The following is a 17,023-nucleotide window of genomic DNA, read 5'->3' on the forward strand; positions in this document are numbered from 1 at the left end:
GTGTGTCGTCCTCACCACTCCCAGACTTTCGACGGTGTAACCACCGCAGGTAGCGGAATATCCCACTCTTCGACAGGAAGTTTTTCTACTAACTGACAATCATGTGCATAACCAACTGGTTGCATTTTATAGTGCTGCCAGTTTTGCAATGTCCGATCATAAAAACCGCCACCCATTCCCAGGCGTTGACCGTACTTATCAAAGGCTACCAGCGGCGTTATGAGGACATCTAATTGGGAAAGGGGAAGTACATCGCGCACGTCCAGTTTCGGCTCGTGGATTTTTAATCTGTTCACCACCAGTTCACTTTGCGGATGGTAATTCAGGAACAGTAAGTTACCGACACTAAAGGGATGCAAAACTGGAAGATATACGCGCTTACCGGCACGCCAGAGCTGTTCTATGAGCGGTTGGGTGTCGAGTTCGCCATCAAATGAGAGAAAAACGGCAACCGTATGCGCCATTACAACAGGGGGGTAGTTCATCATCCGGGTTGCGGCCTGCTGACCCATTTCGCATTGTTGCTCCGGCGTTAAGGCACGACGGCGATGCCGAATCATTTTACGGATTTCTTGTCGGGATAATGTAAGTGGAAGTTCTGGTAGTTGTGTCATGGCTGGTGCCAGATAAGAAGGGAATCTCCGAGATGCCGCCGCAGGCTGTAACCCTTGAACCCTTGGTTCAAGGTGAATGTGTCGTCGCAGTTTTAAGGCTTCTCGGACGAACCGAGCATGCTCACCAACCACGGAGCGCCACATTCTTGTGGTATGAAATATCGGCTCAGGGGACTGGCCCGCTTGCGAACATCTCAGAGAAATTTTGTCTTCACGTTTACTCTACCACAGTAAACCGAAAAGTGTCATTCAAAGTTTTGGTTCGTTTTTTCGGTGATGCGACCTTGTTCAAGTAACGCTTGTTCTATGGTCTGTTGCAGCATCCGAATACGCTGTTCCATACTTGCCGCGTAGTCACGAGTCTTCGCTTTTTCTTGCGCTAACTCATAGCTGATGTTCAATGCAGCAATGAAAACCAACTGTTCTGTATTTGTGACTCTAGTGCGTTCTTTCAGATCTTGCAACCGTTGGTTCAGATCGTCCGCAGCCTGATTCAACGCATCCCTTTGGTCAGGCGGGCAGTTCACACGCAGTGAACGGCCAAAAATTTGGATATCGACGGGTTGTGCAGACATGCCACCTTCCTGCTGATTGACTGCGCTGCCTTCGCCTTCAGACCTTTGGTCTGCGAAGGGGCGAAACTATAGCTACCCTGGTGCAATGAGACAAGCCCTTTTCTGGTTCACCAGGGTCCAAAGTGATAGCATATCATGAATCTTCCTCCCTTTGATGTCGAATGCTTATGTCTATACAGAACGAAATGCCTGGTTACAACGAGATGAACCAGTATCTGAACCAACAAGGGACAGGTCTGACCCCTGCTGAAATGCATGGTTTAATCAGCGGGATGCTTTGCGGTGGCAATGATGACAGCTCATGGCTACCGCTGCTTCATGACCTGACGAACGAAGGCATGGCTTTCGGTCATGAGCTGGCACAGGCATTGCGTAAAATGCACTCTGCTACCAGCGATGCCCTGCAAGATGACGGCTTCCTTTTTCAGCTTTATCTGCCTGATGGCGATGATGTCAGCGTTTTCGATCGCGCTGATGCACTGGCAGGCTGGGTAAATCACTTCCTGCTTGGTCTTGGCGTCACACAACCGAAGCTCGACAAAGTGACCGGTGAAACCGGTGAAGCTATTGACGATTTGCGTAACATTGCACAACTGGGCTACGACGAAGACGAAGATCAGGAAGAGCTGGAAATGTCCCTCGAAGAGATCATTGAATACGTTCGTGTTGCTGCGCTGTTATGTCACGACACCTTTACCCATCCGCAACCGACCGCGCCAGAAGTACAAAAGCCGACTCTACACTAAAAACAAAAAACGTAAGGAGAGTGTTATGAGTGAGATATCTCAGCAAGAATTTCAGCGCCGCCGCCAGGCTTTACTGGCGCAAATGCAACCTGCCAGCGCCGCGCTGATTTTCGCAGCGCCAGAAGTGACCCGTAGCGCCGACAGCGAATATCCCTATCGTCAAAACAGCGACTTCTGGTACTTCACTGGCTTTAATGAGCCAGAAGCAGTGCTGGTGCTGATTAAAAGCGATGACACTCATAACCACAGCGTTCTGTTTAACCGCGTTCGCGACCTGACGGCAGAGATCTGGTTTGGCCGTCGCCTGGGGCAAGATGCCGCACCGGAAAAACTAGGCGTTGACCGCGCACTGGCATTCAGCGAAATCAATCAGCAACTTTATCAACTACTTAACGGTCTGGATGTGGTTTACCATGCCCAGGGCGAATATGCGTATGCTGATGAAATAGTGAACAGTGCACTGGAAAAACTGCGTAAAGGCTCGCGGCAAAATCTCACCGCTCCGGCAACGATGATCGACTGGCGCCCTGTTGTTCATGAAATGCGCCTGTTCAAATCGCCAGAAGAGATTGCCGTACTTCGCCGCGCTGGTGAAATCACCGCACTGGCGCACACTCGGGCGATGGAAAAATGCCGTCCAGGAATGTTTGAGTACCATCTGGAAGGCGAAATTCACCACGAATTTAACCGCCACGGCGCACGTTATCCTTCCTACAACACCATTGTCGGCAGCGGTGAAAATGGCTGCATTTTGCATTACACCGAAAACGAGTGTGAACTGCGCGACGGCGACCTGGTGTTGATTGACGCGGGGTGTGAATATAAAGGTTACGCTGGCGATATTACCCGCACCTTCCCGGTCAATGGCAAATTCACTCAGGCACAGCGTGAAATCTACGACATTGTGCTGGAGTCTCTTGAAACCAGTTTGCGCCTGTATCGTCCGGGAACCTCCATTCAGGAAGTCACGGGTGAAGTGGTGCGTATCATGATTAGTGGCCTGGTAAAACTGGGGATCCTGAAAGGTGACGTCGATGAACTGATCGCCCAAAATGCCCATCGTCCTTTCTTTATGCATGGCCTTAGCCACTGGTTAGGTCTGGATGTTCATGATGTGGGTGTTTATGGTCAGGATCGCTCGCGCATTCTTGAACCGGGTATGGCTTTGACCGTAGAGCCGGGGCTGTATATCGCGCCGGATGCAGATGTGCCGGAACAATATCGCGGTATCGGCATTCGTATTGAAGACGATATTGTGATTACTGAAACCGGTAACGAAAACCTCACCGCCAGCGTGGTGAAAAAGCCGGAAGAAATCGAAGCATTGATGGCGGCCGCGAGAAAGCAATGAGCGTAATCATCGTCGGTGGCGGCATGGCTGGCGCGACGCTGGCGCTGGCTATTTCCCGGTTAAGTCACGGGGCGCTGCCGGTACATCTGATTGAAGCGACTGCACCGGAATCACATGTTCATCCTGGCTTTGATGGCCGAGCTATTGCGCTGGCGGCGGGCACCTGCCAGCAACTGGCGCGCATCGGCGTCTGGCAATCTCTGGCTGATTGCGCAACCGCCATCACCACTGTTCATGTCAGCGATTGCGGTCATGCTGGATTCGTCACCCTCGCCGCAGAAGATTATCAACTGGCGGCACTGGGGCAGGTTGTTGAGTTGCACAATGTCGGGCAACGGCTGTTTACATTGTTGCGCAAAGCGCCTGGCGTGACGCTGCACTGTCCGGATCGCGTTGCTAACGTTTCTCGTACTCAGGATAACGTTGCCGTAACGCTGGAGAGTGGCGAGACGCTGACGGGGCGTGTGCTGGTTGCGGCTGATGGTACGCATTCAGCATTAGCGACCACCTGCGGCGTTGACTGGCAGCAAGAGCCTTACGAACAACTGGCAGTGATTGCTAATGTTGCTACCTCTGTTGCGCATGAAGGCCGTGCTTTTGAGCGCTTTACGCAATATGGCCCGCTGGCGATGTTGCCGATGTCTGGCGGACGTTGTTCGCTGGTCTGGTGTCACCCGCTGGAACGGGGCGATGAGGTCATGGCGTGGAGCGACGAGACGTTTTGCCGTGAACTCCAGTCCGCTTTTGGCTGGCGTCTGGGGCAAATTACCCACGCCGGTAAACGCAGTGCTTATCCGCTGGCGTTAACCCGCGCCGCTAAACCCATTACCCATCGCACCGTGCTGGTGGGTAATGCAGCGCAAACCCTGCATCCGATTGCCGGACAAGGATTTAACCTCGGTATGCGTGATGTTATGAGCCTTGCAGAAACCCTGACTCAGGCGCAAGAACGTGGTGAAGACATTGGTGATTACGGCGTATTGTGCCGCTACCAGCAGCGTCGGCAGAGCGATCGCGAAGCGACTATCGGCGTTACGGACAGTCTGGTGCATCTTTTTGCCAACCGTTGGGTGCCGCTGGTTGTCGGGCGCAACCTCGGGCTGATGGCGATGGAATTATTCACTCCGGCACGCGATGTGCTGACGCAGCGCACCCTCGGTTGGGTGGCGCGTTGAAGGCGGTTTTAAGGAATAAACAATGCAAAGTGTTGATGTAGCCATTGTTGGCGGCGGCATGGTGGGGCTGGCGGTTGCCTGCGGCTTACAGGGGAGCGGCTTACGCGTCGCCGTACTGGAACAGCGTGTACCGGAACCTCTGGCGGCGGATGCACCACCACAACTGCGCGTTTCGGCTATCAATGCCGCCAGCGAAAAATTACTCACCCGTCTTGGCATCTGGCAGGACATTCTCTCCCGTAGAGCCAGTTGCTATCACGGTATGGAAGTGTGGGATAAAGACAGTTTTGGTCACATCTCTTTTGACGATCAAAGCATGGGCTATAGCCATCTTGGGCATATTGTTGAAAACGCAGTGATTCACTACGCGCTGTGGAACAAAGCGCAACAGTCGTCAGATATCACCCTGTTTGCCCCTGCAGAATTACAGCAGGTCGCCTGGGGGGAAAACGAAACCTTCCTGACGCTGAAAGACGGCAGCATGTTAACGGCGCGTCTGGTGATTGGCGCGGACGGGGCAAATTCCTGGTTGCGCAACAAAGCCGATATCCCGCTGACTTTCTGGGATTATCAGCATCACGCGCTGGTAGCGACCATTCGTACTGAAGAACCACATGAAGCGGTGGCGCGCCAGGTTTTCCACGGTGAAGGCATTCTGGCTTTTTTGCCGCTGAGCGATCCGCATCTTTGCTCGATTGTCTGGTCATTACCTCCTCAGGAGGCGCAGCGGATGCAGCAGGCGAGCGAAGATGAATTTAATCGCGCATTAAATATCGCTTTTGATAATCGCCTGGGCTTATGCAAGGTTGAGAGCGAGCGTCAGGTGTTCCCGTTGACGGGGCGTTATGCCCGCCAGTTTGCCGCTCACCGCCTGGCGTTGGTGGGCGACGCCGCGCATACCATTCACCCGCTGGCGGGGCAGGGGGTGAATCTCGGCTTTATGGATGCCGCAGAGCTGATTGCCGAACTGAAACGTCTGCACCGTCAGGGCAAAGACATCGGGCAGTACATTTACTTGCGTCGCTATGAACGCAGCCGCAAGCACAGTGCGGCGCTGATGCTGGCAAGTATGCAGGGATTCCGCGATCTCTTTTCCGGAGCTAATCCGGCGAAAAAACTGCTGCGCGATATTGGTTTGAAACTGGCCGACACGCTGCCTGGCGTTAAGCCGCAGCTTATTCGTCAGGCAATGGGGTTAAATGATTTGCCTGAATGGTTGCGTTAAAAATTTCTCCTCTGTTGTTTATTTGATACCCATCACACTTTAATCTCCCGGTTTTTCTGTCGGGAGATTTTCCTCATTTGAAATAAACTAATTTCACCTTCAATTTCGCATTATATTTTCTAATGTTACGATTTTTTGATTTAGTGATTTTTGACATATTTTCAGTTCTTAATATTGCTTTATCCAAATTCAATTTCTTAATACATTGTATTTATATAAAAATAAAATCAATTTTTGGTTTTTTATTCTGTTGAGATTTTTGCGTTTTTTAACCATAAGCTAATGTGATGATCAATTTTACCTTATGGTTAACCGTCTATTTCGGTGGTAAGTTCAGAGAAAAGAGAACGATTGCGTTGGGGACCGGGAGTGGCTCCGATGCTGGGTTTCGTGGTGATAATTTCACTGTGAAAAAGTTGTCAGCCCCGCTTATTCAATGAGGACAAGATGGCACAACAGACTCCTTTGTACGAACAACACACGCTTTGCGGCGCACGCATGGTGGATTTCCATGGCTGGATGATGCCGCTGCATTACGGTTCGCAAATCGACGAACATCATGCGGTACGAACCGATGCCGGAATGTTTGATGTGTCGCATATGACCATCGTCGATCTCCGCGGCAGCCGCACCCGGGAGTTTCTGCGTTATCTGCTGGCGAACGATGTGGCGAAGCTCACCAAAAGTGGCAAAGCGCTCTACTCCGGGATGTTGAATGCCTCTGGCGGAGTGATAGATGACCTGATCGTTTACTACTTCACTGAAGATTTCTTCCGCCTCGTTGTTAACTCCGCCACCCGCGAAAAAGACCTCTCCTGGATAACCCAACACGCTGAACCCTTCGGCATTGAAATTACCGTTCGTGATGACCTTTCCATGATTGCCGTACAAGGGCCGAATGCTCAGGTAAAAGCTGCCACACTGTTTAATGACGCCCAGCGTCAGGCGGTGGAAGGCATGAAGCCGTTCTTTGGCGTGCAGGCGGGCGATCTGTTTATTGCCACCACCGGTTATACCGGCGAAGCGGGCTATGAAATTGCGCTGCCAAATGAAAAAGCAGCAGATTTCTGGCGTGCGCTGGTGGAAGCGGGCGTTAAGCCATGCGGTCTGGGTGCGCGTGATACGCTGCGTCTGGAAGCGGGCATGAATCTTTATGGTCAGGAGATGGACGAAACCATCTCGCCGCTGGCAGCCAACATGGGCTGGACCATCGCCTGGGAACCGACTGACCGTGACTTCATCGGTCGTGAAGCACTGGAAGTGCAGCGTGAACATGGCACAGAGAAACTGGTTGGTCTGGTGATGACCGAAAAAGGTGTGCTGCGTAATGAACTGCCGGTGCGTTTTTCCGACGCGCAGGGTAATCAGCATGAAGGCATTATTACCAGCGGGACTTTCTCCCCAACGCTGGGTTACAGCATTGCGCTGGCGCGTGTGCCGGAAGGCATTGGCGAAACGGCGATTGTGCAAATTCGCAACCGTGAAATGCCGGTAAAAGTGACTAAACCTGTTTTTGTGCGTAACGGCAAAGCCGTCGCGTGATTTACTTTTTTGGAGATTGATTGATGAGCAACGTACCAGCAGAACTGAAATACAGCAAAGAACACGAATGGCTGCGTAAAGAAGCTGACGGCACTTACACCGTTGGCATCACCGAGCATGCTCAGGAACTGTTAGGCGATATGGTGTTTGTTGACCTGCCGGAAGTGGGCGCAACGGTAAGCGCGGGCGATGACTGCGCGGTTGCCGAATCAGTAAAAGCGGCGTCAGACATTTATGCGCCAGTAAGTGGTGAAATCGTAGCGGTGAACGACGCACTGAGCGACTCCCCGGAACTGGTAAACAGCGAGCCATACACTGGCGGCTGGATCTTTAAAATCAAAGCCAGCGATGAAAGCGAACTGGAATCACTGCTGGACGCCACCGCATACGAAGCATTGTTAGAAGACGAGTAACGGCTTTATCCCTCTTCTTTGGGAGAGGGGCAGGGTGAGGAAAATTTACGCCTCACCCTTACTCTCTTCGCAAGAAGGGAGGTTCACAATTCACTGCACGTTTCAGGAACCATCGCTCATGACACAGACGTTAAGCCAGCTTGAAAACAGCGGCGCTTTTATTGAACGCCATATCGGACCGGACGCCGCGCAACAGCAAGAAATGCTGAATGCCGTTGGCGCACAATCGTTAAACGCGCTGATCGGCCAGATTGTGCCGAAAGATATTCAGCTTGCGACCCCGCCGCAGGTTGGCGCACCGGCGACCGAATACGCCGCGCTGGCGGAACTCAAGGCTATTGCCAGTCGCAATAAACGCTTCACGTCTTACATCGGCATGGGTTACACCGCCGTGCAGTTGCCGCCGGTTATTCTGCGCAACATGCTGGAAAATCCGGGCTGGTATACCGCGTATACCCCGTATCAGCCTGAAGTCTCCCAGGGCCGCCTCGAAGCCCTGCTCAACTTCCAGCAGGTAACGTTGGATCTGACCGGGCTGGATATGGCTTCGGCGTCTCTGCTGGACGAAGCTACCGCAGCCGCTGAAGCAATGGCGATGGCTAAACGCGTCAGCAAACTGAAAAATGCCAATCGCTTCTTCGTTGCTTCTGACGTTCATCCGCAAACGCTGGATGTGGTTCGCACCCGTGCAGAAACCTTTGGTTTTGAAGTGATTGTCGATGACGCGCAAAAAGTGCTCGATCATCAGGAAGTGTTCGGCGTGCTGTTACAGCAGGTTGGCACTACCGGTGAAATCCACGATTACACAACGCTTATCAGCGAACTGAAATCACGCAAAATTGTGGTCAGTGTTGCCGCTGACATTATGGCACTGGTGCTGCTTACTGCACCGGGAAAACAGGGCGCGGATATTGTCTTTGGTTCGGCGCAACGCTTCGGTGTGCCGATGGGCTACGGTGGCCCGCACGCGGCCTTCTTTGCGGCGAAAGATGAATATAAACGTTCTATGCCGGGCCGTATTATTGGTGTATCGAAAGATGCCGCAGGCAATACCGCGCTGCGAATGGCGATGCAGACTCGCGAACAACATATTCGCCGCGAGAAAGCGAACTCCAACATTTGTACTTCCCAGGTACTGCTGGCAAACATCGCCAGCCTGTATGCCGTTTATCACGGTCCGGTTGGCCTGAAACGCATCGCTAACCGCATTCATCGTCTGACCGATATTCTGGCTGCTGGCCTGCAACAAAAAGGTCTGAAGCTGCGCCATGCGTACTATTTCGACACGTTGTGTGTAGACGTAGCTGACAAAGCAGGCGTGCTGGCGCGTGCCGAAGCGGCTGAAATCAACCTGCGTAGCGACATTCTGAACGCCGTGGGGATCACCCTTGATGAAACCACGACGCGTGAAAACGTGATGCAGCTTTTCAGCGTGCTGCTGGGTGATAATCACGGGCTGGATATCGACACGCTGGACAAAGACGTGGCTCACGACAGCCGCTCTATCCAGCCTGTAATGTTGCGCGACGATGAAATCCTGACGCACCCGGTATTTAATCGCTACCACAGCGAAACCGAAATGATGCGCTATATGCATTCGCTGGAGCGTAAAGATCTGGCGCTGAATCAGGCGATGATCCCGCTGGGTTCCTGCACCATGAAACTGAACGCCGCCGCCGAGATGATCCCGATCACCTGGCCGGAGTTTGCTGAACTGCACCCGTTCTGCCCACCGGAGCAGGCCGAAGGTTATCAGCAGATGATTGCGCAACTGGCTGACTGGCTGGTCAAACTGACTGGTTATGACACCGTCTGTATGCAGCCGAACTCCGGTGCTCAGGGTGAATACGCGGGCCTGCTGGCGATTCGTCATTACCATGAAAGCCGCAACGAAGGGCATCGTGATATCTGCCTGATCCCGGCATCTGCCCACGGGACTAACCCAGCTTCTGCGCATATGGCGGGAATGCAGGTGGTGGTCGTGGCATGTGATAAAAACGGCAATATCGATTTGACTGACCTGCGCGCGAAAGCGGAACAGGCTGGCGATAATCTCTCCTGCATCATGGTGACTTATCCATCCACCCACGGTGTGTACGAAGAAACAATCCGTGAAGTGTGTGAAATCGTGCATCAGTTTGGCGGTCAGGTTTACCTTGATGGCGCAAACATGAACGCCCAGGTCGGCATCACTTCACCGGGCTTTATTGGTGCGGACGTTTCGCACCTCAACCTGCATAAAACTTTCTGTATTCCGCACGGCGGTGGCGGCCCGGGTATGGGGCCGATCGGCGTGAAATCGCATCTGGCACCGTTTGTGCCGGGTCATAGCGTGGTACAAATCGAAGGCATGTTAACCCGTCAGGGCGCGGTTTCTGCGGCACCGTTCGGTAGTGCATCCATTCTGCCAATCAGTTGGATGTACATTCGCATGATGGGCGCAGAAGGGCTTAAAAAAGCAAGCCAGGTAGCAATTCTTAACGCCAACTATATTGCCAGCCGCCTGCAGGATGCCTTCCCGGTGCTGTATACCGGTCGCGATGGTCGCGTGGCGCACGAATGTATTCTCGATATTCGTCCGCTGAAAGAAGAAACCGGCATCAGCGAGCTGGATATAGCCAAACGTCTGATCGACTACGGTTTCCACGCGCCGACAATGTCATTCCCGGTTGCGGGGACGCTGATGGTGGAACCGACTGAATCCGAAAGCAAAGTGGAACTGGATCGCTTTATTGACGCGATGCTGGCTATCCGTGCGGAAATTGACCAGGTGAAAGCCGGAGTCTGGCCGCTGGAAGATAACCCGTTGGTAAACGCGCCGCACATTCAGAACGAACTGGTTGCTGAGTGGGGGCATCCGTACAGCCGTGAAATTGCGGTGTTCCCGGCAGGCGTGGCAGACAAATACTGGCCGACGGTGAAACGTCTGGACGATGTTTACGGTGACCGTAACCTGTTCTGTTCCTGCGTACCGATTAGCGAATACCAGTAATTAACTGATTTGACTATCTTCTAAAGGCGCTTCGGCGCCTTTTTAGTTTGTTAATAAGGTGCGCTTTGTGTGTCGGATGAAGCGTAAATACAAAATCCTGGAGTTCAATATATGACAGGAGCTCCAGGCCTGATGAGCGGGGCGCATCAGGCACATCGGCTAATTAAAGTTTCTCGCCGTTGCTGGCGATCACCTCTTTGTACCAGTTAAAGCTCTTCTTACGTGAACGCGACATATCACCAGTACCGTCGTCATGCTTATTCACATAGATAAAACCGTAGCGTTTGCTGTACTGCCCGGTGGTGAATGATACGCAGTCGATGCAGCCCCACGGCGTGTAGCCCATCAGATCGACGCCATCGTAAGTCACCGCTTTTTTCATCTCTTCAATGTGGGCGCGCAGGTAATCAATGCGGTAGTCATCGTTGATGCTGCCGTCCTCTTCTACTTTATCGTAAGCGCCAAAACCGTTTTCGACGATAAATAGAGGCTTCTGATAACGCTCATACAGTTCGCAGAGCGCGTAACGCAGACCCACCGGATCAATCTGCCAGCCCCAGTCAGAGGCTTTCACATATGGGTTCGGCACGCTGCCTTCGAAACCAGAAATCGCATCACCGGTGCCGCCTTCGGCTTTTACCGCGTTGGTCATGTAATAGCTGAAGCCGAGATAATCGCAGGTACCTTCGTGCAGTACATTCAGATCGCCATCTTCCATTTTGATGTTAAATCCGCGACGCTCCCACTCGTTCAACACATAGGACGGGTAATAGCCGCGCAGTTGCACATCGGTAAAGACATAACGTTCGCGCATCGATTCCTGGGCGAACATCACATCGTCCGGGTTACAGGAGTAAGGATAAAGTGGCACCATTGCCAGCATACAACCGACTTTCATCTCCGGGTTGATGCGACGTGCCGCTTTCACCGCCAGGGCGCTGGCAACAAACTGATGATGCAGCACCTGGTACATCGTCTCTTCTGGATTTTCATGTTCGGTATAAACCACGCCAGAGCAGCAATAGCCAAACAGCGGTGCGCGCCAGTTACGCTGGTTGTTAATCTCGTTGAAGGTCATCCAGTATTTGACTTTGTGCTTATAGCGTTCAAACACCACTTCAGCAAAACGTACAAAGAAATCAACCACCTTACGGTTGGTCCAACTGCCGTATTGCTGCACCAGATGTAGCGGCATTTCAAAGTGAGAAAGGGTGATCACCGGTTCAATGTTGTATTTCAGCAGTTCATCGAACAGGGCGTCGTAAAACTTCAGCCCTTCTTCATTAGGCTGGGCTTCATCGCCTTTCGGGAAAATGCGCGTCCAGGCGATGGAAGTACGAAAACATTTGAAGCCCATTTCGGCAAACAGCTTGATGTCTTCCTTATAGTGACCATAAAAATCTACTGCTTCATGGTTCGGATAGTATTTGCCTGGCAAGACTTCTTTGGTGATTTCGCGCGGTACGCCGTGTGCGCCGCCGGTCAGAACGTCACAAATGCTTGGCCCTTTGCCGCCTTTGTTCCAGCCGCCTTCGACCTGATGGGCGGCAACTGCGCCGCCCCATAAGAAATCTTTCGGTAAGGTGAGTTTTTTCACTATCATAGGCTCCAAATGAGTCAATTCTTACAGGAAATATTACCATGCAGCCAAACGACATCACTTTTTTTCAACGTTTCCAGGATGACATTCTGGCTGGGCGTAAAACCATCACCATCCGTGACGAATCTGAATCGCACTTTAAAACGGGCGATGTACTTCGCGTCGGGCGCTTTGAAGATGATGGCTATTTTTGCACTATTGAAGTCACCGCAACTTCAACAGTGACGCTGGATACTCTCACAGAAAAACATGCGCAACAGGAAAATATGACTCTGGCTGAACTGAAAAAGGTCATTGCTGACATCTATCCCGGTCAGACGCAGTTTTATGTAATTGAATTTAAATGCCTTTAAGTTGAACTAACGCCTGTTAGCTGAAACTTTATATTTAATTTCATGATTTTTCGGAGATTACTCTCAAATCAGAATTTATTTTAGCTAACAGGTGTTCACTGGAACTATTCTCAGTTACGCTGGAGTTGCAATCACGCGCGTGGACGTTCTCCGGAGTAAGTTATGGTTCAGAAGCCCCTCTCTAAACAGGGATATTCGCTGGCAGAGGAAATTGCCAATAGTGTCAGTCATGGTATCGGACTGGTGTTTGGCATTGTCGGGCTGGTGTTACTACTGGTTCAGGCTGTTGATCTCAACGCCAGCGCCACGGCGATAACCAGTTATAGCCTCTATGGCGGTAGTATGATCCTGCTGTTTCTGGCCTCGACGCTGTATCACGCTATTCCCCATCAACGGGCAAAAATGTGGCTGAAGAAATTTGACCACTGCGCCATTTATCTGTTGATTGCCGGAACTTACACACCTTTTTTGCTGGTGGGGCTGGATTCACCGCTGGCGCGCGGGCTGATGATTGTTATCTGGAGCATGGCGCTGCTGGGGATTCTGTTCAAGCTGACCATCGCGCACCGATTTAAAATATTATCGCTGGTGACCTATCTGGCTATGGGCTGGTTGTCGCTGGTGGTTATTTATGAAATGGCAGTGAAGCTCGCGGCGGGCAGCGTTACCTTACTGGCGGTAGGCGGCGTGGTTTACTCGCTTGGCGTAATTTTCTACGTCTGCAAACGCATCCCATACAACCATGCCATCTGGCACGGATTTGTGCTCGGCGGCAGCGTGTGCCATTTCCTGGCGATCTATTTGTATATTGGGCAGGCGTAATTGGCGCACAACCGCCGGATACGGCGAAAACGCCTTATCCGGCTTACGGGTAGCGTGCCCATTGTGAAAACAGATACCCACTCCCATGCCTGATAAGACGTGTCAGCGCCGCATCAGGCAATAGATGCCAGGAGCGATACAGAGATTTACTCTTCCAGCGAATAAGGTAGCGGCTCGATATGCAGCGTATTCGCATCGTCACGAACGCGGAAGATGCTGTCCGGCTCCATATCGTTATTCATGACTACCTGAACCACGACATGACCATCGTCCAGTTTTACCGCCGCCAGTACGGTTCCGGTACGACGCCAGTTCTCGCCCATTTTCAGTTCTAAGTCTTCGCCCACTTCCGGCACACGACTGGCACTACCCGCCAGCAACCAGAGTGCACGTTTGTTGGCACCGCGGAATTTAGCTCGTGCCACCATCTCTTGTCCGGTGTAGCAACCCTTCTTAAAGCTGATCCCACCCAGCGCCTGAATATTCGTCGCTTGTGGGATAAACTGCCCACTGTTGGCCGCGTCAATCACCGGGAAACCCGCTTCAATATTCAACGCCAGCCACTGTTGGCTATTGTTCAACTCCGCTTCACCGCGAAGTTTATCGGTCAGCATATTGGCGGTGGCTTCATCGGTGACGATCAGAAAACGCTCTGCCGGATGTTCAAACCAAAGTAGGGTTGTCGCGCCTTCTCTGACTACCTGTTTTTCCTGAGTCGGCAGCTCACTGAAAAGATTCGCTAATGCGGCGCGCGCCTGGAACCCGGCAACACCAAGCAGTACACGTTCATCGTCCGGGACGATAGTCACTTTAGAGAAGACCGCATATTTTTTCAGTTCGGTAAGCTGGTTGTCGCGCACGCTGCGACGTTCAATCCAGGCAAAACCGTCGCCGTCGCGGAACAGACGTAAATTGCTCCACATCTTACCTTTGGCATCGCAGTGCGCGGCAAGCAGATGCTGGTCTTCGGTCATCTGGCTGACATCTGCCGTTACCTGGCCCTGCATATATTTTTCGCTATCTGCGCCGGTAATGGTGGCAAGCGCCCAATCATCAAGCGTCATCAACGTCAGCGGTAAACGGGCAGAAGCCGTGGGCTGACGGGGAGGAAAAGGTGTAAAAGCCATAATGGAGTCCTGTTTTACAAACGGCGTAATTAATGACTAATGGTAAAAGAGCTATGGGGCATTGCAAGTGCTTTCACTACGCGATCCGTGCCTTCTGATTCGCTTTGCGAGATGACTTCCAAAAAAATGAAGCCATTGAATTGTTGTGGATTAATTTCGCGATCGCGATTGTGTTTACCGATATTCCCGCAAAAGAAGTCGAAAAACACGTTACAATATCCTGGTACTGGATTTTCGTGAGACAGGAAGAAAATGGATATTAACAACAAAGCCCGCATTCATTGGGCATGCCGCCGCGGTATGCGTGAACTCGATATTTCAATCATGCCGTTTTTCGAACATGAGTACGACAGCTTAAGCGATGACGAAAAACGCATCTTTATTCGTCTGCTGGAATGCGACGATCCGGACCTGTTCAACTGGCTGATGAATCATGGTAAACCTGCCGATGCAGAACTGGAAATGATGGTCAGACTCATTCAGACACGGAACCGGGATCGTGGTCCTGTGGCAATCTGAATTACGCGTCTCCTGGCGCGCGCAGTGGCTTTCCCTGCTGATTCATGGGCTGGTTGCCGCAGTTATTTTACTCATGCCATGGCCACTTAGTTACACCCCGCTATGGCTGGTGTTGCTTTCGCTGGTGGTGTTTGATTGCGTTCGCAGCCAGCGACGCATTAATTCCCGTCAGGGAGAGATTCGCCTGCTGATGGATGGGCGTTTACGTTGGCAAGGACAGGAATGGAGCATCGTCAAAACGCCGTGGATGATTAAAAGCGGCATGATGTTACGTTTACGTTCTGATAGCGGCAAACGTCAGCATTTGTGGCTGGCAGCAGACAGCATGGACGAAGCCGAATGGCGTGATTTACGGCGAATTTTGCTACAGCAAGAGATACGATGACGGCGAAGCAAATACGCTAAGCCGTCAGGGAAATCAGGCGTAGTGTTCCGCCATTTCATTAAGAATTTGCTCGCACCAGCTCTGAATACGCTCATCGCTGAGGTCATACTGGTTGGTTTCATCCAGCGCCAGGCCGACAAACAGTTGTCCGTCAGCAATAACGGGTTTCGGGCTGGTGAATTCATATCCTTCCGTTGGCCAGTAACCGACGAACTTCACGCCTTTGGTTGAGAGTTTGTCATGCAGCATTCCGAGCGCATCGAGGAACCACTCGCCATACCCGAGTTGATCGCCCAGCCCATACAGCGCAACAATTTTACCTTCGAGGTTCAGGTCGTCGAGCTGATCCCAGACGGCCTCCCAATCCTCCTGGATTTCACCAAAATCCCAGGTCGGAATTCCCAGAATGAGCACATCGTATTGCTCCATTAATTTAGGGGAGTCGTCCTTGAGGTTATGTAAGGTCACCAGTTCTGGACCGATAATATCGCGGATTTTTTCCGCCGCCATTTCGGTGTAACAGGTGCTGGAACCGTAAAAAAGACCCATATTCATAACGTAAGCTTCTCGATTCTGCTGTGGCTTTTGCGGCTAGTGTATCAGAATCGTTTTAGTCACGGCACAATAAGGCATAATGCATCAAACGAGAAATGTAAGGGGCGCAAGTGAAACAAGATTTGGCACGCATCGAGCAATTTCTTGATGCCCTGTGGCTGGAAAAAAATCTGGCAGAAAATACGTTGAACGCATATCGCCGCGATCTGTCAATGATGGTGGAGTGGTTGCATCATCGTGGGCTAACGCTGGCAACGGCGCAAAGCGGTGACTTACAGGCATTATTGGCAGAACGGCTGGAGGGCGGGTATAAAGCCACCAGTTCAGCCCGTTTATTGAGTGCGGTGCGCCGATTGTTCCAGTATCTTTACCGCGAAAAGTTTCGTGAAGACGATCCCAGTGCGCATCTTGCTTCACCGAAATTACCCCAGCGCTTACCGAAAGATTTAAGTGAAGCGCAGGTCGAAAGGTTATTGCAGGCACCGCTGGTGGATCAGCCACTGGAACTGCGTGACAAAGCGATGCTCGAAGTGTTGTATGCTACCGGGTTGCGCGTTTCTGAACTTGTCGGTCTGACGATGAGTGATATCAGCTTGCGTCAGGGGGTGGTGCGGGTAATAGGTAAAGGCAACAAAGAGCGACTGGTGCCGTTAGGTGAAGAGGCGGTCTACTGGCTGGAAACCTATCTGGAACATGGGCGACCGTGGTTGTTAAACGGTGTGTCGATTGATGTACTGTTTCCCAGCCAGCGCGCGCAGCAAATGACGCGGCAGACTTTCTGGCATCGCATTAAACACTATGCTGTGCTGGCGGGGATCGACAGCGAAAAGTTATCGCCGCACGTGTTGCGTCACGCCTTTGCCACCCATTTGTTAAATCATGGTGCGGATTTACGTGTGGTGCAGATGTTGCTGGGTCACAGTGATCTCTCCACGACTCAAATTTATACGCATGTCGCCACTGAGCGTCTGCGGCAACTTCATCAACAGCATCACCCGCGGGCGTGATAGCTGAAAAGAACAGGATGAT

General features: G+C 51.9%; 18 protein-coding genes and 1 other RNA gene. 12 read left to right on the forward strand and 7 right to left on the reverse strand.

The annotated features are described in order from the left end of the window. Positions 1 to 11: 11 nt before the first annotated feature. The 3 genes from BEA93_RS01105 to zapA form a co-directional block, all read right to left on the reverse strand. Complete coding sequence (locus BEA93_RS01105) at positions 12 to 614, reverse strand: 5-formyltetrahydrofolate cyclo-ligase (RefSeq protein WP_105224355.1); 603 nt, start codon at positions 612 to 614, stop codon at positions 12 to 14. Between the two features lie 20 nt (positions 615 to 634). Then, a non-coding RNA gene (ssrS, locus tag BEA93_RS01110) (6S RNA) lies at positions 635 to 818 on the reverse strand. Positions 819 to 859: 41 nt separating this feature from the next. Continuing rightward, entirely contained in the window at positions 860 to 1,189 is a 330-nt protein-coding gene (gene zapA, locus BEA93_RS01115) for a cell division protein ZapA (RefSeq protein ID WP_001276008.1), read from the reverse strand. A gap of 167 nt (positions 1,190 to 1,356) precedes the next feature. On the opposite strand from zapA, the gene ygfB reads away from it, so the two are divergent. Genes ygfB through ubiI form a run of 4 tightly spaced genes read left to right on the forward strand, consistent with a single transcriptional unit; the run spans position 1,357 to position 5,686 of the window. Continuing rightward, positions 1,357 to 1,935: a UPF0149 family protein YgfB gene (ygfB, locus tag BEA93_RS01125; protein WP_001517036.1), complete on the forward strand. Its 579-nt coding sequence runs from the start codon at positions 1,357 to 1,359 to the stop codon at positions 1,933 to 1,935. 25 nt (positions 1,936 to 1,960) lie between these two features. Continuing rightward, positions 1,961 to 3,286: a Xaa-Pro aminopeptidase gene (gene pepP / locus BEA93_RS01130; RefSeq protein ID WP_001290085.1), complete on the forward strand. Its 1,326-nt coding sequence runs from the start codon at positions 1,961 to 1,963 to the stop codon at positions 3,284 to 3,286. Then, positions 3,283 to 4,461 carry a 2-octaprenyl-6-methoxyphenyl hydroxylase gene (ubiH, locus tag BEA93_RS01135; protein ID WP_016262508.1) on the forward strand — a complete coding sequence of 393 codons (1,179 nt, stop codon included), beginning with the start codon at positions 3,283 to 3,285 and terminating at the stop codon, positions 4,459 to 4,461. Before pepP ends, ubiH begins: the two co-directional genes overlap by 4 nt. 22 nt (positions 4,462 to 4,483) lie before the next feature. Further along, the gene (gene ubiI / locus BEA93_RS01140) at positions 4,484 to 5,686 is read left to right on the forward strand and encodes an FAD-dependent 2-octaprenylphenol hydroxylase (RefSeq protein WP_016249166.1); all 1,203 of its coding nucleotides are present in this window, start codon (positions 4,484 to 4,486) and stop codon (positions 5,684 to 5,686) included. 73 nt (positions 5,687 to 5,759) lie between these two features. On the opposite strand, the gene BEA93_RS24945 is transcribed toward ubiI, so the two are convergent. After that, positions 5,760 to 5,843, reverse strand: coding sequence for a hypothetical protein (locus tag BEA93_RS24945; RefSeq protein WP_122983120.1), 84 nt, complete (start codon positions 5,841 to 5,843; stop codon positions 5,760 to 5,762). Between the two features lie 290 nt (positions 5,844 to 6,133). Here BEA93_RS24945 and gcvT point away from each other — a divergent pair, with 290 nt between their 5' ends. From gcvT to gcvP, 3 genes are all read left to right on the forward strand, one after another. Further along, the gene (gene gcvT / locus BEA93_RS01145; RefSeq protein ID WP_105224354.1) at positions 6,134 to 7,228 is read left to right on the forward strand and encodes a glycine cleavage system aminomethyltransferase GcvT; all 1,095 of its coding nucleotides are present in this window, start codon (positions 6,134 to 6,136) and stop codon (positions 7,226 to 7,228) included. Positions 7,229 to 7,251: 23 nt separating this feature from the next. After that, positions 7,252 to 7,641: a glycine cleavage system protein GcvH gene (gcvH, locus tag BEA93_RS01150; protein WP_000073211.1), complete on the forward strand. Its 390-nt coding sequence runs from the start codon at positions 7,252 to 7,254 to the stop codon at positions 7,639 to 7,641. 118 nt (positions 7,642 to 7,759) lie between these two features. Next, positions 7,760 to 10,633: an aminomethyl-transferring glycine dehydrogenase gene (gcvP, locus tag BEA93_RS01155; protein WP_085449217.1), complete on the forward strand. Its 2,874-nt coding sequence runs from the start codon at positions 7,760 to 7,762 to the stop codon at positions 10,631 to 10,633. A gap of 163 nt (positions 10,634 to 10,796) precedes the next feature. Here the strand turns inward: gcvP and bglA are convergent, their stop codons facing one another. Continuing rightward, positions 10,797 to 12,230 carry a 6-phospho-beta-glucosidase BglA gene (gene bglA / locus BEA93_RS01160; protein WP_016262505.1) on the reverse strand — a complete coding sequence of 478 codons (1,434 nt, stop codon included), beginning with the start codon at positions 12,228 to 12,230 and terminating at the stop codon, positions 10,797 to 10,799. Between the two features lie 44 nt (positions 12,231 to 12,274). On the opposite strand from bglA, the gene yqfB reads away from it, so the two are divergent. Further along, positions 12,275 to 12,586: a N(4)-acetylcytidine aminohydrolase gene (gene yqfB, locus BEA93_RS01165; RefSeq protein ID WP_001182960.1), complete on the forward strand. Its 312-nt coding sequence runs from the start codon at positions 12,275 to 12,277 to the stop codon at positions 12,584 to 12,586. A 162-nt stretch (positions 12,587 to 12,748) separates the two neighbouring features. Continuing rightward, a complete protein-coding gene (gene trhA, locus BEA93_RS01170) occupies positions 12,749 to 13,408 on the forward strand; it encodes a PAQR family membrane homeostasis protein TrhA (RefSeq protein WP_001517030.1) in 660 nt (219 codons plus the stop codon). A 146-nt stretch (positions 13,409 to 13,554) separates the two neighbouring features. Here trhA and ygfZ read toward each other — a convergent pair whose 3' ends face one another. Beyond that, complete coding sequence (gene ygfZ / locus BEA93_RS01175; protein ID WP_000886070.1) at positions 13,555 to 14,535, reverse strand: tRNA-modifying protein YgfZ; 981 nt, start codon at positions 14,533 to 14,535, stop codon at positions 13,555 to 13,557. 252 nt (positions 14,536 to 14,787) lie between these two features. Here ygfZ and sdhE point away from each other — a divergent pair, with 252 nt between their 5' ends. Both sdhE and BEA93_RS01190 read left to right on the forward strand, forming a co-directional pair. Beyond that, positions 14,788 to 15,054, forward strand: coding sequence for an FAD assembly factor SdhE (gene sdhE / locus BEA93_RS01185; protein WP_000354045.1), 267 nt, complete (start codon positions 14,788 to 14,790; stop codon positions 15,052 to 15,054). Beyond that, positions 15,035 to 15,439: a protein YgfX gene (locus BEA93_RS01190; RefSeq protein ID WP_000244789.1), complete on the forward strand. Its 405-nt coding sequence runs from the start codon at positions 15,035 to 15,037 to the stop codon at positions 15,437 to 15,439. The genes sdhE and BEA93_RS01190 overlap by 20 nt, the downstream gene beginning before the upstream one ends. A gap of 33 nt (positions 15,440 to 15,472) precedes the next feature. Here BEA93_RS01190 and fldB read toward each other — a convergent pair whose 3' ends face one another. Further along, positions 15,473 to 15,994, reverse strand: a complete 522-nt coding sequence (fldB, locus tag BEA93_RS01195; RefSeq protein ID WP_001055874.1) for a flavodoxin FldB — start codon at positions 15,992 to 15,994, stop codon at positions 15,473 to 15,475. Between the two features lie 110 nt (positions 15,995 to 16,104). On the opposite strand from fldB, the gene xerD reads away from it, so the two are divergent. Then, the gene (gene xerD / locus BEA93_RS01200) at positions 16,105 to 17,001 is read left to right on the forward strand and encodes a site-specific tyrosine recombinase XerD (RefSeq protein ID WP_000806649.1); all 897 of its coding nucleotides are present in this window, start codon (positions 16,105 to 16,107) and stop codon (positions 16,999 to 17,001) included. Positions 17,002 to 17,023: the final 22 nt, after the last annotated feature.

The organism is Escherichia sp. MOD1-EC5950 (assembly GCF_002965345.1).
Lineage (GTDB): Bacteria > Pseudomonadota > Gammaproteobacteria > Enterobacterales > Enterobacteriaceae > Escherichia > Escherichia marmotae.

Excerpts from the sequence above, each read along its gene's own strand:
- BEA93_RS01105 (WP_105224355.1), bottom strand. The coding sequence starts at position 614 with ATGACACAACTACCAGAACTTCCACTTACATTATCCCGACAAGAAATC.
- zapA (WP_001276008.1), bottom strand. The coding sequence starts at position 1,189 with ATGTCTGCACAACCCGTCGATATCCAAATTTTTGGCCGTTCACTGCGT.
- ygfB (WP_001517036.1), top strand. The coding sequence starts at position 1,357 with ATGTCTATACAGAACGAAATGCCTGGTTACAACGAGATGAACCAGTAT.
- pepP (WP_001290085.1), top strand. The coding sequence starts at position 1,961 with ATGAGTGAGATATCTCAGCAAGAATTTCAGCGCCGCCGCCAGGCTTTA.
- ubiH (WP_016262508.1), top strand. The coding sequence starts at position 3,283 with ATGAGCGTAATCATCGTCGGTGGCGGCATGGCTGGCGCGACGCTGGCG.
- ubiI (WP_016249166.1), top strand. The coding sequence starts at position 4,484 with ATGCAAAGTGTTGATGTAGCCATTGTTGGCGGCGGCATGGTGGGGCTG.
- BEA93_RS24945 (WP_122983120.1), bottom strand. The coding sequence starts at position 5,843 with ATGTCAAAAATCACTAAATCAAAAAATCGTAACATTAGAAAATATAAT.
- gcvT (WP_105224354.1), top strand. The coding sequence starts at position 6,134 with ATGGCACAACAGACTCCTTTGTACGAACAACACACGCTTTGCGGCGCA.
- gcvH (WP_000073211.1), top strand. The coding sequence starts at position 7,252 with ATGAGCAACGTACCAGCAGAACTGAAATACAGCAAAGAACACGAATGG.
- gcvP (WP_085449217.1), top strand. The coding sequence starts at position 7,760 with ATGACACAGACGTTAAGCCAGCTTGAAAACAGCGGCGCTTTTATTGAA.
- yqfB (WP_001182960.1), top strand. The coding sequence starts at position 12,275 with ATGCAGCCAAACGACATCACTTTTTTTCAACGTTTCCAGGATGACATT.
- trhA (WP_001517030.1), top strand. The coding sequence starts at position 12,749 with ATGGTTCAGAAGCCCCTCTCTAAACAGGGATATTCGCTGGCAGAGGAA.
- ygfZ (WP_000886070.1), bottom strand. The coding sequence starts at position 14,535 with ATGGCTTTTACACCTTTTCCTCCCCGTCAGCCCACGGCTTCTGCCCGT.
- sdhE (WP_000354045.1), top strand. The coding sequence starts at position 14,788 with ATGGATATTAACAACAAAGCCCGCATTCATTGGGCATGCCGCCGCGGT.
- fldB (WP_001055874.1), bottom strand. The coding sequence starts at position 15,994 with ATGAATATGGGTCTTTTTTACGGTTCCAGCACCTGTTACACCGAAATG.